The following is a 13,003-nucleotide window of genomic DNA, read 5'->3' on the forward strand; positions in this document are numbered from 1 at the left end:
TTCCCGGCTCACACGGTCGGAGCGACATGCTCCTTGACGAGCTCGTACGACCGCAGGCGTGCGGCCAACGCGTAGACGGGCGTCACCAGCATGAGTTCGTCCGCGCGGGTCACCTCCACCAGGTCCGCCAGCTGCTTCGCGACGATGTCGGGTGCGCCGTGGGCCTGTTGGGCGCGGAAGCCGGACAGTGCCCGCTCTTCCTCCGCGGTGAACGAGTGGGCGGCCGCCCCTTCGGGGGTGGGGAAGGGGATGTCGCCCCGTCCCTTGAGGAGACCGGCCTTGACGACATCCATCGGGCCCGCCAGCCGGGCCGCCTCCTGCTGCGTCTCGGCGCACACCGTTTCCACGCAGATCAGCACCCGGGGGCGCTCGCACCAGCGGGACGGGGAGAAATGCGCCCGGTAGTGATCGAGTGCGGCGAGGGTGTTGTCCGGTCGGATGTGATGGGCGAAGGCGATCGGCAGTCCGAGTTCCGCGGCCAGCGCCGCACCGGCCGTACTCGACGCAAGCAGCCACGGCTCCGGGAGCGGGCCGAGCGCAACCTCGTCCACCAGGAAACGCAGAGTCGCCGAAACGTCGTCCCGGTACTCGTCGTCCGTTGCCGGCCCGGCTCCGCGCCGCAGGGCCCGCGCCGTCGGCTCGTCGAACGTGCCCGGGCCGCGGCCGATGCCCACGTCGATCCGGCCGGAGTGCAGCGCGGCCAGCGTGCCGAACTGCTCCGCCAGCATGATCGGCGCGTGGTTCGGGGCGAGCACGCCCCCGGAACCGAGGCGCAGCGACGACGTCAGCGCGGCCGCGTGCGCGGTCAGCACAACGGGCGGGAACGCTCCGATGGCCGGGGAGTGGTGGTGCTCGGCGTACCAGAGCCGCAGGTACCCGAGGTCTTCGATGCGCCGGGCGAACTCGGCGGTGTCCCGTAGCGTGTCCGCGGCCCTGGCCCCGGACTGGACCATGGCCACTTCGAGCGCGCCGATCGGAATGGTGATCATTCGGTCAGTATAGGAATCGCCGTTCGGCACCCGGACGCGACGGACGTCGAACGGCGGGCGCGGGCAAGGAAGTTGGACGGCGCTGACAACGAAGTTGTGTCGTCGTCGCACACCCCCTTGGCCCGGCACGTCCCATGCCCAACACTGAGCCGATGACGCAGCGCGTGGAGCTCGCGACCGTGATGGACCGGCTGGCCGTCGACGAAGTGGTCACCGACTACGCGGCGGCCGTGGACGACGGTGACTGGAAGGCGTACCGGGGGCTGTTCACGCCCGACGGACGCGCGGACTACCGCTCGGCCGGAGGCATCGAGGGAGGTGCCGGACAGGTCGCCGCGTGGCTTGCCGAGAGCATGCTGCTGTTTCCGATGCGGCAGCATCTGATCGTCAACCGGCGGGTGCGGTTCGGGATGCTGGAGCAGGACATCGGCGACACCGCGCGCGTGCGCGCCGACTACGTGAACCCGATGCGGTTCACGGCGGACGGAGGAGGAACGGCCGCGCCCGACTTCGTGTGCGGCGGCCGGTACGCCTTCGGGTTGCTGCGGACGTACGACGGCTGGCGGCTGCGCGAGGTCGTCGTGGAGGAGAAGTGGCGGCGCCTTCCCGAGCCGCGTGTGGCCCCCGCGACCGAGTGATCCGGGGCCCTCTGTCCACGATCAACGAAAGCACGCACACTGGAGCCACCGCCGGGTAGGGAGGTGCCGTATGAAGACCATTGGTCCGTGGCTCGCCTCCCCGTGGCGGCGCTCGGCGATCGCCGCGCTGGCGGGCGCCCTGCCCGTGTTCGCGTTCCCCGCCCCGTCGCTGTGGTGGTTCGCCTGCGTCGCGCTGGTCCCCTGGATCGCGCTCGTCCGCTCCGCGCCCACCGGGAAGCGCGCGGCCTACGACGGCTGGTGCGGCGGGTTCGGCTACATGGTGGCCGTGCACCACTGGCTGCTGCCGAGCCTGCACGTGTTCATCTTCCTCATCGCCGCGCTGCTGGGGGCGCTGTGGGCGCCGTGGGGCTGGCTGGTGCGGCGTTTCCTGGGCGGCGGGGGGCCCGGGCCGGGGCGCGGCCTGGCCGCGCTCGTCGTGCTGCCGTCGGCCTGGCTGATGGTGGAGCTCGTGCGTTCCTGGCAGGGGCTGGGCGGCCCGTGGGGCATGCTCGGCTCCAGTCAGTGGCAGGTGGAACCCGCGCTGCGGCTCGCGTCGGTCGGCGGGGTGTGGCTGCTCAGCTTCCTGGTGGTGGCCGTCAATGTCGCTTTCGCCGGGCTGGTGGTGCCGCGGGTCAGCGGCATGTCACATACCACTGCGGTCTGGGTTCCGGCCATGGCGGGCCTGGTCGCGACCGCCGCCGCGACCTCGGCGGCCTGGGCATGGGCACCGCGTCCGGACGTCGACGGCCGGGTGCGGATTGCCGTCGTACAGCCGGGCGTCATCGACGGCGCCGGCAAGCGCTTCGACCGCGAGGAGCAGCTCACCCGACAGCTCGCCGCGCAGCACCCGAACCTGATCGTGTGGGGCGAGAGCAGCGTCGGTTTCGACCTCGGCCAACGCCCCGACCTCGCGAAACGCATCGCGGCCCGCTCCCGCGAGACGGGGTCCGACATCCTGGTCAACGTGGATGCACGGCGCTCCGACAAACCCGGCATCTACAAGAGTTCGGTGCTCGTCGGCCCGGACGGGCTGACCGGCGACCGCTACGACAAGATGCGGCTCGTGCCCTTCGGCGAGTACGTCCCCTTCCGTTCGGTGCTGGGCTGGGTGACCTCCGTCGGCAAGGCGGCCGGCGAGGACCGCAGGCGCGGCTCGGAGCAGGTGGTGATGAACGCCGGACACGGGCTGCGCATCGGCCCGATGGTCTGCTTCGAGTCGGCGTTCCCCGACATGAGCCGCCATCTCGCCCAGGACGGCGCCGAGGTGCTGATAGCGCAGTCGGCGACATCGACGTTCCAGCAGAGCTGGGCGCCCGAGCAGCACGCCTCGCTGGCCGCGCTGCGTGCCGCGGAGACCGGGCGGCCGATGGTGCACGCGACGCTGACGGGGGTCTCCGCCGTGTACGGGGCGAGCGGGCAGCGGCTGGGGTCCTGGATGGGGACGGACTCCAGCGCGGCAGTGGTATATGACATTCCGCTGGCCCACGGCACCACCCCATACGTCCGCTACGGCGACTGGCCGGTGCACGCCGCGCTGCTGATCCTCGCCGTGTGGTGCGCGGCCGAGGGCGCCCGGGCGGTCCGGCTCAGGCGGCCCGGTCCTCAACCGCACGTACCACCCGCTCGCACAGTTCGTGAGTCGCCAGTGCGTCCCGGGCGCTGAGCACCTTCCCCGCCCGTACGGCGTCGAGGAAGGCCAGCACCGCCTGTTCGATGCCGCGCTGCCGGGCCACCGGCACCCAGTCCCCGCGCCGCCGCACGGTCGGCTGGCCCTTGTGGTCGATCACCTCGGCAAGGTTGAGGACCTGCCGCTTGGTGTCCTGCCCGGACACCTCGAGGATCTCCTCCGCCGAACCGCTGAGCCGGTTCATCACCCCCAGCGCGGTGAACCCGTCCCCGGCCAGCTGCAGCACGACATGGTGCAGCAGACCGCCCTCCACGCGCGCGCGTACCGTCACGTCGTCGACGGGCCCCGGCACCAGGAAGCGCAGCGTGTCCACGACGTGGATGAAGTCGTCGAGGATCATCGAGCGCGGCTCCTCCGGCAGCCCGATGCGGTTCTTCTGCATGAGGATCAGCTCACGGGGGTGCTCGGCGCACTGCGTGTACCCGGGTGCGAAGCGCCGGTTGAAGCCGACCGCGAGCGACACGTCGCGCTCCTCGGCGAGCGCGACCAGCCTCTCGGAGTCGGCGAGTTCGTAGGCGAGGGGCTTGTCGACGTAGGTCGGCACGCCCGCCTCCAGCAGCCGGGTCACGATCTCCGGGTGCGTGATGGTGGGGGCGTGCACGAAGGCGGCGTCGAGGTCCTGGGCGAGCAACGCGTCCAGGGTGGTGTGACGGTGGTCCGCCGGGAGGTGGAGGCTGTCGCCGACCCGGTCGAGCGTCGCGGGCGTACGCGTGTGCAGGTGCAGCTCGATCCCGGGGAGACCTGCGAGCACCGGAAGGTAGGCCTTCTGCGCGATGTCGCCGAGTCCGATGCAGCCGACCTTCACGGGGTGGTCTCCTCTAGCGGTTGCCTGCCGGGGTCCTGCCGGAAGCATACGGCTGCTGCGGCGGCCGCCGGCCGGCTACGGCGCTCCTTGGACAGTGCGGCGATCGCGGTGTTGCGCACAGCCGTCGCGCCCCGGGTACTCGTCATGGTGAGGCGCGCGGTCCTGACGGCGTGGCGCACGATGGCGGTCGTACAGGTCAGCCGGGCGGCCGGGTGGACGGCGAGGCGGTCCTGACCGGATGCTCGGCACGCTAGGCCGCTGAAAACTCGTGGCCGGTCCGGATCCGTTGGGAAAGGATGCGGTCATGACGACCGAGCGCCGTGAACCCGCGACCACCGCCGACGAACGCACCATGCTGGACGGCTGGCTGGACTACCACCGCCAGACCCTCGCCTGGAAGTGCGAGGGCCTGACCGACGAGCAGCTCAGGACCGCCTCCGTGGAACCGTCCACACTGTCCCTGATGGGGCTGGTGCGGCACATGGCCGAGGTGGAGCGCTCCTGGTACCGCCGGGTCCTCGCGGACGAGGACGCGGGCCCGATCTACTACAGCGACGAGGACCCGGACGGCGAGTTCCGCCTCACCGAGGCCGACACCTGGGCGGAGGCGTACGCCACCTGGCAGGCCGAGATCGAGGCCGCACGGCGCAACGCGGCACGCTTCGCCCTGGACGACACCTCCAAGGGCAGGCACCGGCGCACCGGTGAGCGCTTCAACCTGCGCTGGATCCACACCCACATGATCGAGGAGTACGCCCGGCACAACGGCCACGCCGACCTGCTCCGCGAACGCATCGACGGTGCCACGGGCGACTGACGTCACCCGGAGCGCGCGCCCGGCCCCCGTACGGGGCGGGAGATCACCCGCGCGGGGCATCCTTCGCTCATACGCTGCCCCCCGGGACCGCCCGAGCCGACATCGTTGCGCGGGTGCATCGAACGACGACCACCGCAACGCTCCTGGTCACCGTGGCCGTCTCGGCCCTCGCCGGCTGTGTGACGATCCAGCGCCCGCCCGCGTCCGGCCCGCCGCCGGCACCGTCCCCGCCCTCGGCGCCGTACCCGGACGACCAGGGGACTCCGCAGATCGTGCAGGCGCCGGTCCATGAGGCGCTGGAGGGGGTCGCCCCGACCGGGCGGCCGGAGCGCAAGCCACCCGAGCGGCAGGGTCCGTCGGCCGGGCACCCGGCGGCGCCTCACTCGCATCCGCGGCCCCGTCCCCGGCCGCCGCATCCGGAGCCCGGGCACCATGGGCGGCCGCGCGTCGAGGTCCCGGACGTGTACGAGCCGGTCCCGAAGAACGCGAAGAACACGGACGTGTGCGCCCTCGGCCGGACGTACGGGGGCTGGCGGGCGGACAGTCCGGAGGCGGTCATCTGCAAGCAGACGTACGGGAGTTGAGGTGGCGGTAACCGCTCAGGACAGGTCCTACGGCCGCTGTCGTGGCGGCCCCCACCGTCCGTCGCCGTCCGGGCTCTCCTCCCCCAGCCGCAGTTCCAGCCGCCCGATCGCCGCCCGCACCCCGTCCCCGTAGCTGTCGTCCGCCAGTGCCCCGGCCGCGCGACGGGCATGGCGCAGATGGGTGCGGGCGGCGCCGCTGCGGCCGAGCTTCACATAGTCGGTCGCCAGGTTCAGGTGCAGCGAGGGGTAGAGGGCGCGGACCGCGAGGGTGTCCTGGTGTTCGCCGAGGCGGTCGCCCGTGAGTTCCTCGGCTGCGGTCAAAGCCCGCAGGTCCCATGCCAGTTCGTCCGCGGGGTCGTCCTGGGTGTCGGCCATGTAGTGGGCCAGGGTGCAGCGGTGCAGCGGGTCGCCGTCCCCGCCGATCTCCGCCCACAGCTGGAGGAAGCGGTGCCGGGCCTCCTCGCGGTCGCCTGCGTGATGCAGCATGACGACCTGCCCGATCCGCGTCATCACGGCGTCCGGCGCCGCCTGCTCCTGTCCGTTGGCCACCGCGTCCTCCGCACACACTCGCCGGCTGGTCGGCTGTCCCGACCGACGCTAACCGCCGTCCGCGGCAATCCCGGTCAGGCGGCACCGGGCCGATTCGGTGCGGAACCGGCCCGGCGGGGTGGTCAGCCCAGGTTCGGGATGGTCCAGTCGATCGGCTGGTGGCCCTGGAGGGCCACGGCCTGGTTGATCTGCGTGAACGGGCGGGAGCCGAAGAACTTCTTCGCGGACAGCGGGGAGGGGTGGGCGCCCTTGACCACCACGTGCCGGGTCTCGTCGATCAGCGGCAGCTTCTTCTGCGCGTAGTTGCCCCACAGCACGAAGACCGCCGGGTCGGGCCGGTCGGCCACTGCGCGGATCACCGCGTCGGTGAACTTCTCCCAGCCGCGGCCCTTGTGCGAGTTGGCCTCGCCGCCGCGCACGGTGAGCACGGCGTTGAGCAGCAGCACGCCCTGCTGGGCCCACGGCATCAGATAGCCGTTGTCCGGGACGGGCAGGCCGAGCTCCTCCTTCATCTCCTTGTAGATGTTGCGCAGCGACGGCGGGGTCCTGACGCCCGGACGGACCGAGAAGCACAGGCCGTGTCCCTGTCCCTCCCCGTGGTACGGGTCCTGGCCGAGGACCAGGACCTTCACCTGGTCGTACGGTGTGGCCTCCAGCGCGGCGAAGACCTCCTCGCGCGGCGGGTACACGGGACCCTTCGCCCGCTCCTCCTCGACGAACTCCGTGAGCTCCTTGAAGTAGGGCTGCTGCAGCTCGTCGCCCAGGACCCCGCGCCAGGACTCGGGCAGCATGGCGATGTCGGTCACGTCAACTTCCTTACGATGTGCGGTAAACCGGGTGCGGTCGCTTCCAGGACCAGAACCTACAGGCGACCACTGACAACGACCCCGAGCTCACCGAAGTGCACCGTCTACCAGCTGGTCTTGCGGGACAGCTCCCCCATCAGCATGATCGTCGACGGGTCCAGCGCCTGCTCCGCGCCGGAGATGTCCTCGCTCGCGGCCACGTACTGCTTGCCCTGCCACAGCGGCAGCAGACGTGCGTCGTTCACCAGGATCTGCTGGGCCTGCTCGAAGTCCGAGACCACGTTGGCTCGGTCGCTCTCGCTGCGGGAGCGGGGCAGCAGCTTCCCGGTGATCTCGGGCGCCGGATAGGGCGTACCGAGCGCGTTCTGGTTGCCGACGAACGGCGCGATGAAGTTGTCCGGGTCCGGGAAGTCGGGGAACCAGCCGCGCCCGAACACCGGGTACTCGCCGTTCTGGTAGCCCTTCACGTAGGTCTTCCAGGGGCGGCTCTTCAGGGTGATCGTGAACAGGCCGGAGTCCTCCAGCTGGCGCTTGATCTCCGCGAACTCCAGCTTGGTGGAGGAGCCGTAGCGGTCGGTGGTGTACCAGAGGGTGAGCGGGACACGCCGGGTGATGCCGGCGTCCGCGAGGATCTTGCGGGCCTTGGAGGTGCTGGGGTTGCCGAAGTCGTCGAAGAAGTCGGTGGTGTGCCCGGTCAGCCCCTTGGGGACCATGGAGTACAGCGGCTCGACGGTGTCCTTGTAGACCTTGTGTGCGATCGCGCCGCGGTCGACGAGCTGGGCGATCGCCTTGCGGACGGCGGTCTTGCCGGCCCAGGAGTCCTTCGGGTTGAACACCAGGTAGTTGATCTCGATGCCGGAGCCCTCGATGAGCTGGAGGTTCCCGCCCGCGTCATGGCGCTGGAGGTCGACGATGTCGTTCGCGTTGAGGCCGCGGAAGGCGACGTCGACCTGCTTGTCCTTCAGCGCGGTGACCATGGTGGACGAGTCCTGGAAGTAGCGGATGGTCACCGCGTCGTTCTTGCGCTGGGCGTAGCCCTTGTAGCTGTCGTTCTTGACGAGCTCGGCCTTCCTGCCGTCCTCGTACGACTGGAGTGTGTACGGCCCGGAGCCGTCGATGCCGTCGTCCTTGCGCAGGGATCTCTCGGGGTACTCCGCGGGGTCGACGATCGACATGGCGGGGGTGGCGAGCACGAAGGGGAAGGTGGCGTCGGGCTTGTTGAGGTGGAAGACGACCTCCCGGTCGCCCAGCGCCTGCACCCGGTCGAGGCTGCCGAGCAGGCCGGCGGGCCCGCCGTTGACGTTGATCTTCAGGATCCGGTCGATGGAGTACTTGACGGCCTTGGCGTCGAGCGGGTGCCCGTTGGAGAACTTCAGACCCTCGCGCAGCTCACATGTGTACGTCGTGTTCGAGCTGTCGGAGAAGCGGCAGCTGTCCGCCGCGTCCGGCTGCGGTGTGGTCGCTCCGGAGGGGTAGCCGAGCAGCGTCTGGTAAATGTTGCGGAACAGTTCCCAGGACTGGTCCCAGGAGGCGGCGGGATCCAGTGTGCTGGGCGCGCTGGTCGTGCCGACGACGATGGGGCCCTTGCTGTCGGAGGAGTCCGACGAGAGGACGCCGCACCCCGCCATCAGCGACGATATGGACGCGATGGCTGCCGCTTGCCGCAGGCCTCGGTTCCGGTTGAACACGCGCTCGCTCCTCGATCTGCCGTACCAAGGGTCGGCAGACCATACCGCAGTGCAACCAGGGTTGAACCCGGTCGGTACAGGGGCCTTGATCAGCTTCTTCATGACGACGTTGTCATTCCGCTGTGCACCTCCTGTACGACGACAAGGGCGCCGTTTCCGTCAAGGAAACGGCACCCTTGTGCACCCGATCGTTACGGCCGGGGCGGCTTGCGTCAGGCGACGCCGGCGTTGAGGAAGATGCCGCCGTCGACGACGAGCGTCTGGCCGGTGACCCAGGCGGACTGCTCGGAGGTGAGGAACGCGGCGGCGCCGCCGATGTCGGAGGGCACGCCGAGCCGGGCCAGCGGGTAGGCGGCGGCCGCCTCCGCCTCCCGGCCCTCGTACAGGGCCTGCGCGAACTTGGTCTTCACCACGGCCGGGGCGATCGCGTTGACCCGCACCTTGGGCGCGAACTCGTGCGCCAGCTGCTGGGTCAGGTTGATCAGCGCGGCCTTGCTGACGCCGTACGCAGCGATGAAGGGCGAGGGTGCGAGGCCCGCGACGGAGGCGATGTTGACGATCGCGCCGCCGTTGTCCTTCTGCCAGGCGTGCCAGGTCTTCTGCGCGAAGCCGAGCGCGGAGATCACGTTGGTCTCGAAGACCTTGCGGGCCACGTTCAGGTCGAGGTCGGCGATCGGGCCGAAGACCGGGTTGGTACCGGCGTTGTTGACCAGGTAGTCGACGCGGCCGAAGGCCTCCATGGTGCGCTCGACGGCCTCGGCCTGGTGCTCCAGGTCGTGCGCCTTGCCGGCGATGCCGATGACGCGCTCGGCGCCGAGCTTGTCGACGGCCTCCTTGAGGGCGTCCTCGTTGCGTCCGGTGATGGCGACGCGGTCGCCGCGGGCGACGAGCGCCTCGGCGACGCCGTAGCCGATGCCTCGGCTGGCGCCCGTGACGAGGGCGACCTTGCCGGAGAGGGCGGGCAGTTCAGTCATGGTCCGTGTTCTCCTAGTCGAGCGGTCCGCCGGCGACGTACAGCACCTGGCCGGAGACGAACCCGGCCGCCTCGCCCGTGAAGAAGGCGATGGCGTTGGCGATGTCGTCGGGCTCGCCGACCCGCGCCACGGGGATCTGGGTGGCGGCCGCGGCCTTGAAGTCCTCGAAGCCCATGCCCACGCGCGCGGCGGTGGCGGCGGTCATGTCGGTGGCGATGAAGCCGGGGGCGACGGCGTTGGCGGTGATGCCGAACTTGCCGAGCTCCTTGGCGAGGGTCTTGGTGAAGCCCTGCAGGCCGGCCTTGGCGGCGGAGTAGTTGACCTGGCCGCGGTTGCCGAGCGCCGAGGAGGAGGAAAGGTTGACGATCCGGCCGAAGCCCGCGTCGACCATGTGCTTCTGGCAGGCCTTCGACATCAGGAAGGCGCCGCGCAGATGAACGTTCATGACGGTGTCCCAGTCGGAGACGCTCATCTTGAACAGCAGGTTGTCGCGCAGCACGCCCGCGTTGTTGACGAGGATCGTGGGGGCGCCCAGCTCCGCGGCGACGCGCGCGATCGCGGCCTCGACCTGCGCCTCGTCGGAGACGTCCGCGCCGACCGCGAGGGCCTTGCCGCCCGCCGCGGTGATCTTCTCCACGGTGTCCTTGCAGGCGGCCTCGTCGAGGTCGATCACGGCGACCGCGCGGCCCTCGGCGGCCAGTCGTACGGCGGTGGCGGCGCCGATGCCGCGCGCTCCGCCGGTGACCACAGCGACCCGCTGCTCAGTGGTGGACATTGCTGCTTCTCCTCGCCCTCGAGAAAGTACGCCCGCTTGAAAGTACGTCCGTCGTCAGTACGCCCGCTCGGTGAGCGACCGCTTAGTACCTTCGGCAGACGTGACGCTAGAAGGCCTGGCACTCGGTGTCAACGGCACGCGGCGCGGGTGTGATCCATTACCTCACCAGCAGGTCGAGCAGGCGCTCCGTCTCGGCCGCCGGATCGGCGGTGAGCCCAGTGTGCACCGGACCGGGCTGGACGACCGTGGAACGCGGCGCAATCAGCCACCGGAAGCGCCGTCCGGCGTCGTCGCCCGCGGCCTGCCCCGCCGCGTCCCCGCCGCCGCACACGCGCTCGACGGCCCCGAGGGCGGCCCGGATGCCGGCCACGTCCGCCGCCGGGTCGAGGGCCAGCAGCCGCGCCTCGTCGAGGTGGGTGCGGGCGCCGACGTAGGCCTTCGCGCGGCAGTACACGAGCACGCCGGCGTTGATGCACTCGCCGCGCACCACACGCGGAACGACGCGCAGCAGGGCGTACTCGAAGACGTCCCGGTCGCCGCCCTGCCCACCGCGGATGATGTGCCGCTCGACCACCGAGCCGGCCATGTGGATGTGGCGCTCGCTCACTTGCCCTCCTCGATTCCGGTGACGCGCTCGTGGACGACGGCGGCCCGGGCCAGCAGCGGCCGCGCGTAGGCCCGCCGCAGGTCGTCCGGGGTGTCGAAGCCGGGTTCGCCGGCCAGCCAGGCGTCCGGGATCTCGGCAGTGACCTCGGTGAGGAGCTCCTCGGTGACGCGGGGCGCCAACTCGGTGGCGGCGCCCGCGAGATCGGGCGCGAAGCGGGCGAGGGCATGGTCCGAGGCGTCGTAGGAACGGCCCGCGGAGGCCTCCGCACCGGGCCAGTTGTGGTGCCAGATCATGGTGGCGCCGTGGTCGATGAGCCACAGATCGCCGTGCCACATCAGCAGGTTGGGGTTGCGCCAGGAGCGGTCGACGTTGTTCACCAGGGCGTCGAACCAGACGATCCGGCCGGCCTCCTCGCGGCTCACCGCGAAGGCGAGCGGGTCGAAGCCGAGGGCGCCGGAGAGGAAGTCCATCCCGAGGTTGGTGCCGCCGCTGGACCGCAGCAGATCCTGCACCTGCTGCTCGGGCTCGCCGAGCCCCAGCACCGGGTCGAGGCCGACCGTCACGAGCCGCGGCACCCGCAGGCCGAGCCGGCGGGCGAGTTCGCCGCAGACGACCTCGGCGACCAGTGTCTTGCGGCCCTGTCCCGCGCCGGTGAACTTCAGGACGTAGGTCCCGAAGTCGTCGGCCTCGACGAGTCCCGGCAGCGATCCACCCTCCCGCAGGGGCGTGATGTAGCGGGTCGCGATGACTTCCTTGAGCATCGCCCCAGGTTACTGGCCGACAGCGAAACGACAGCTCTGGCTTACCTCCCCCTGATCCCGAACACGTCAAGCTCTCGACGTCGTCTGAACAACCGTTGCTCGGCGACCGTACCCCTGGACAGATCTTCGAAGCTTGCATGGAAGGGAACGTCAGCATGACCAGCGAACCGCTTCATCCCGTTCCGGCACCCGGCCGCCGTACTGTCGTGGCGGCGGTGGGCGCGACGGGGCTCGCCGTCGCGCTGACCGCGTGCGGATCGGACGACGGGTCCACCGGCTCCTCGTCCTCGGACACCCAGGCGGGCGCCAACGCGAGCGGCGGCGACTCAAGCGCCTCGTCCGGCTCCGGCGGCACCGTCCTCGCCAAGACCTCGGAGATCCCGGTGGGCGGCGGCAAGATCTTCAAGGACCAGGGCGTGGTGGTCACCCAGCCGACGGCGGGCACCTACAAGGCGTTCTCGTCCAAGTGCACGCACCAGGGCTGCGCGGTGGCCGAGATCGCCAACGGCGTGATCGTCTGTCCGTGCCACAAGAGCGAGTTCTCCGTGGCCGACGGCAGTGTCAAGAAGAGTCCCGCGACCCAGCCCCTGCCCGCCGAGAAGATCACCGTAAGCGGGGACTCGATCACCCTGGCGTGATCCGCCTGCGCAGGGGCCGTTCGAAGCAGCCCAGCACCTCGTCCGTGGTCGCGACCGTGGCGACCAGCGCGAGGGTGTGGCGGATCATCGCGGGGGTGTAGTCGGAGGGCACTCCCGCAATGGCGTCGGACGGCACGACGGCGGTGTAGCCGCGGTTCACGGCGTCGAACACGGCGTTGGGGATCGCCACGTTGGCCGAGACGCCGGTCACGACCAGCGTGCGGCAGCCCAGGTTGCGCAGCAGCGCGTCGACGTCGGTGCCCTGGACCGGGGACAGTCCGTGCAGCCGTCGTACGACGAGGTCCTCCTCGGTGACCTGGATCGGGGCGGCGACGCGCACCGCCGGCGTGCCGGACAGCTGCTGCACGGGGAGGCGTTCGGCGGCGCGGAAGAGACGGGCGTTGCGGTTGGCGCCGCGGCCGTCGGGGCGGCGCTCGGCGATCGCGTGGACGACCTGGATCCCGCTCGCGTGCGCGGCCGCCACCAGCCGCGCGACATTGGCGAGGGCCCCCGAGGAGCGTGCCTCGCGGGCGAGTTCGGGCAGCGCGCCGTCCGGGCCGACGACCCCCTGCTGGCACTCGACGGTCAGCAGCACGGTGGTCGCCGGGTCGAGGAGTTCGCTGAGCTGTTCGTACGACGGCACGGTTCCCCCTCGTCGGCGGCGGTCCGGAGCGGGCGAGCGTAA

The 13,003-nt window shown here is 70.9% G+C and carries 15 protein-coding genes; 5 read left to right on the forward strand and 10 right to left on the reverse strand.

Translation table 11 applies throughout. The features are described from left to right. Positions 1 to 8: 8 nt before the first annotated feature. Entirely contained in the window at positions 9 to 989 is a 981-nt protein-coding gene (locus EDD92_RS08480) for an MsnO8 family LLM class oxidoreductase (RefSeq protein ID WP_123963738.1), read from the reverse strand. A 152-nt stretch (positions 990 to 1,141) separates the two neighbouring features. On the opposite strand from EDD92_RS08480, the gene EDD92_RS08485 reads away from it, so the two are divergent. Both EDD92_RS08485 and lnt read left to right on the forward strand, forming a co-directional pair. Beyond that, on the forward strand, positions 1,142 to 1,627 hold the full coding sequence (locus tag EDD92_RS08485; protein ID WP_123963739.1) for a nuclear transport factor 2 family protein: 486 nt from the start codon (positions 1,142 to 1,144) through the stop codon (positions 1,625 to 1,627). A 70-nt stretch (positions 1,628 to 1,697) separates the two neighbouring features. Further along, complete coding sequence (gene lnt / locus EDD92_RS08490) at positions 1,698 to 3,290, forward strand: apolipoprotein N-acyltransferase (protein ID WP_123963740.1); 1,593 nt, start codon at positions 1,698 to 1,700, stop codon at positions 3,288 to 3,290. On the opposite strand, the gene EDD92_RS08495 is transcribed toward lnt, so the two are convergent. Next, a complete protein-coding gene (locus EDD92_RS08495) occupies positions 3,214 to 4,119 on the reverse strand; it encodes a Gfo/Idh/MocA family protein (protein ID WP_123963741.1) in 906 nt (301 codons plus the stop codon). The two genes, lnt and EDD92_RS08495, sit on opposite strands and share 77 nt — an antisense overlap. Before the next feature lie 304 nt (positions 4,120 to 4,423). On the opposite strand from EDD92_RS08495, the gene EDD92_RS08500 reads away from it, so the two are divergent. Both EDD92_RS08500 and EDD92_RS08505 read left to right on the forward strand, forming a co-directional pair. Further along, positions 4,424 to 4,936, forward strand: a complete 513-nt coding sequence (locus EDD92_RS08500) for a DinB family protein (RefSeq protein WP_123963742.1) — start codon at positions 4,424 to 4,426, stop codon at positions 4,934 to 4,936. A 113-nt stretch (positions 4,937 to 5,049) separates the two neighbouring features. After that, complete coding sequence (locus tag EDD92_RS08505; protein WP_123963743.1) at positions 5,050 to 5,520, forward strand: hypothetical protein; 471 nt, start codon at positions 5,050 to 5,052, stop codon at positions 5,518 to 5,520. 27 nt (positions 5,521 to 5,547) lie between these two features. Here EDD92_RS08505 and EDD92_RS08510 read toward each other — a convergent pair whose 3' ends face one another. From EDD92_RS08510 to EDD92_RS08540, 7 genes are all read right to left on the reverse strand, one after another. Further along, positions 5,548 to 6,069 carry a hypothetical protein gene (locus EDD92_RS08510; protein ID WP_123963744.1) on the reverse strand — a complete coding sequence of 174 codons (522 nt, stop codon included), beginning with the start codon at positions 6,067 to 6,069 and terminating at the stop codon, positions 5,548 to 5,550. Between the two features lie 122 nt (positions 6,070 to 6,191). Next, a complete protein-coding gene (gene ung / locus EDD92_RS08515; RefSeq protein WP_030927687.1) occupies positions 6,192 to 6,875 on the reverse strand; it encodes a uracil-DNA glycosylase in 684 nt (227 codons plus the stop codon). 104 nt (positions 6,876 to 6,979) lie between these two features. Then, entirely contained in the window at positions 6,980 to 8,563 is a 1,584-nt protein-coding gene (locus tag EDD92_RS08520) for an ABC transporter substrate-binding protein (RefSeq protein WP_123963745.1), read from the reverse strand. 212 nt (positions 8,564 to 8,775) lie between these two features. Next, the gene (locus EDD92_RS08525) at positions 8,776 to 9,537 is read right to left on the reverse strand and encodes an SDR family oxidoreductase (RefSeq protein WP_099927307.1); all 762 of its coding nucleotides are present in this window, start codon (positions 9,535 to 9,537) and stop codon (positions 8,776 to 8,778) included. A 13-nt stretch (positions 9,538 to 9,550) separates the two neighbouring features. Next, positions 9,551 to 10,312, reverse strand: coding sequence for a 3-oxoacyl-ACP reductase FabG (gene fabG / locus EDD92_RS08530; protein WP_123963746.1), 762 nt, complete (start codon positions 10,310 to 10,312; stop codon positions 9,551 to 9,553). 157 nt (positions 10,313 to 10,469) lie between these two features. After that, positions 10,470 to 10,919, reverse strand: coding sequence for a DUF3037 domain-containing protein (locus tag EDD92_RS08535; RefSeq protein WP_123963747.1), 450 nt, complete (start codon positions 10,917 to 10,919; stop codon positions 10,470 to 10,472). After that, entirely contained in the window at positions 10,916 to 11,680 is a 765-nt protein-coding gene (locus EDD92_RS08540) for a HipA family kinase (protein WP_123963748.1), read from the reverse strand. Before EDD92_RS08540 ends, EDD92_RS08535 begins: the two co-directional genes overlap by 4 nt. Before the next feature lie 155 nt (positions 11,681 to 11,835). On the opposite strand from EDD92_RS08540, the gene EDD92_RS08545 reads away from it, so the two are divergent. Beyond that, entirely contained in the window at positions 11,836 to 12,318 is a 483-nt protein-coding gene (locus tag EDD92_RS08545; RefSeq protein WP_123963749.1) for a Rieske (2Fe-2S) protein, read from the forward strand. Here EDD92_RS08545 and EDD92_RS08550 read toward each other — a convergent pair. Then, complete coding sequence (locus EDD92_RS08550; protein ID WP_123963750.1) at positions 12,305 to 12,961, reverse strand: cysteine hydrolase; 657 nt, start codon at positions 12,959 to 12,961, stop codon at positions 12,305 to 12,307. The two genes, EDD92_RS08545 and EDD92_RS08550, sit on opposite strands and share 14 nt — an antisense overlap. Positions 12,962 to 13,003 lie beyond the last annotated feature (42 nt).

Origin of the sequence: Streptomyces sp. TLI_185, assembly GCF_003814765.1 — a bacterium.
In the GTDB taxonomy this organism is placed as follows: domain Bacteria; phylum Actinomycetota; class Actinomycetes; order Streptomycetales; family Streptomycetaceae; genus Streptomyces.

Coding starts and splice junctions, on each gene's coding strand:
- EDD92_RS08545 (WP_123963749.1), top strand. CDS start 11,836: ATGACCAGCGAACCGCTTCATCCCGTTCCGGCACCCGGCCGCCGTACT.
- fabG (WP_123963746.1), bottom strand. CDS start 10,312: ATGTCCACCACTGAGCAGCGGGTCGCTGTGGTCACCGGCGGAGCGCGC.
- lnt (WP_123963740.1), top strand. CDS start 1,698: ATGAAGACCATTGGTCCGTGGCTCGCCTCCCCGTGGCGGCGCTCGGCG.
- EDD92_RS08540 (WP_123963748.1), bottom strand. CDS start 11,680: ATGCTCAAGGAAGTCATCGCGACCCGCTACATCACGCCCCTGCGGGAG.
- EDD92_RS08485 (WP_123963739.1), top strand. CDS start 1,142: ATGACGCAGCGCGTGGAGCTCGCGACCGTGATGGACCGGCTGGCCGTC.
- EDD92_RS08480 (WP_123963738.1), bottom strand. CDS start 989: ATGATCACCATTCCGATCGGCGCGCTCGAAGTGGCCATGGTCCAGTCC.
- EDD92_RS08500 (WP_123963742.1), top strand. CDS start 4,424: ATGACGACCGAGCGCCGTGAACCCGCGACCACCGCCGACGAACGCACC.
- EDD92_RS08525 (WP_099927307.1), bottom strand. CDS start 9,537: ATGACTGAACTGCCCGCCCTCTCCGGCAAGGTCGCCCTCGTCACGGGC.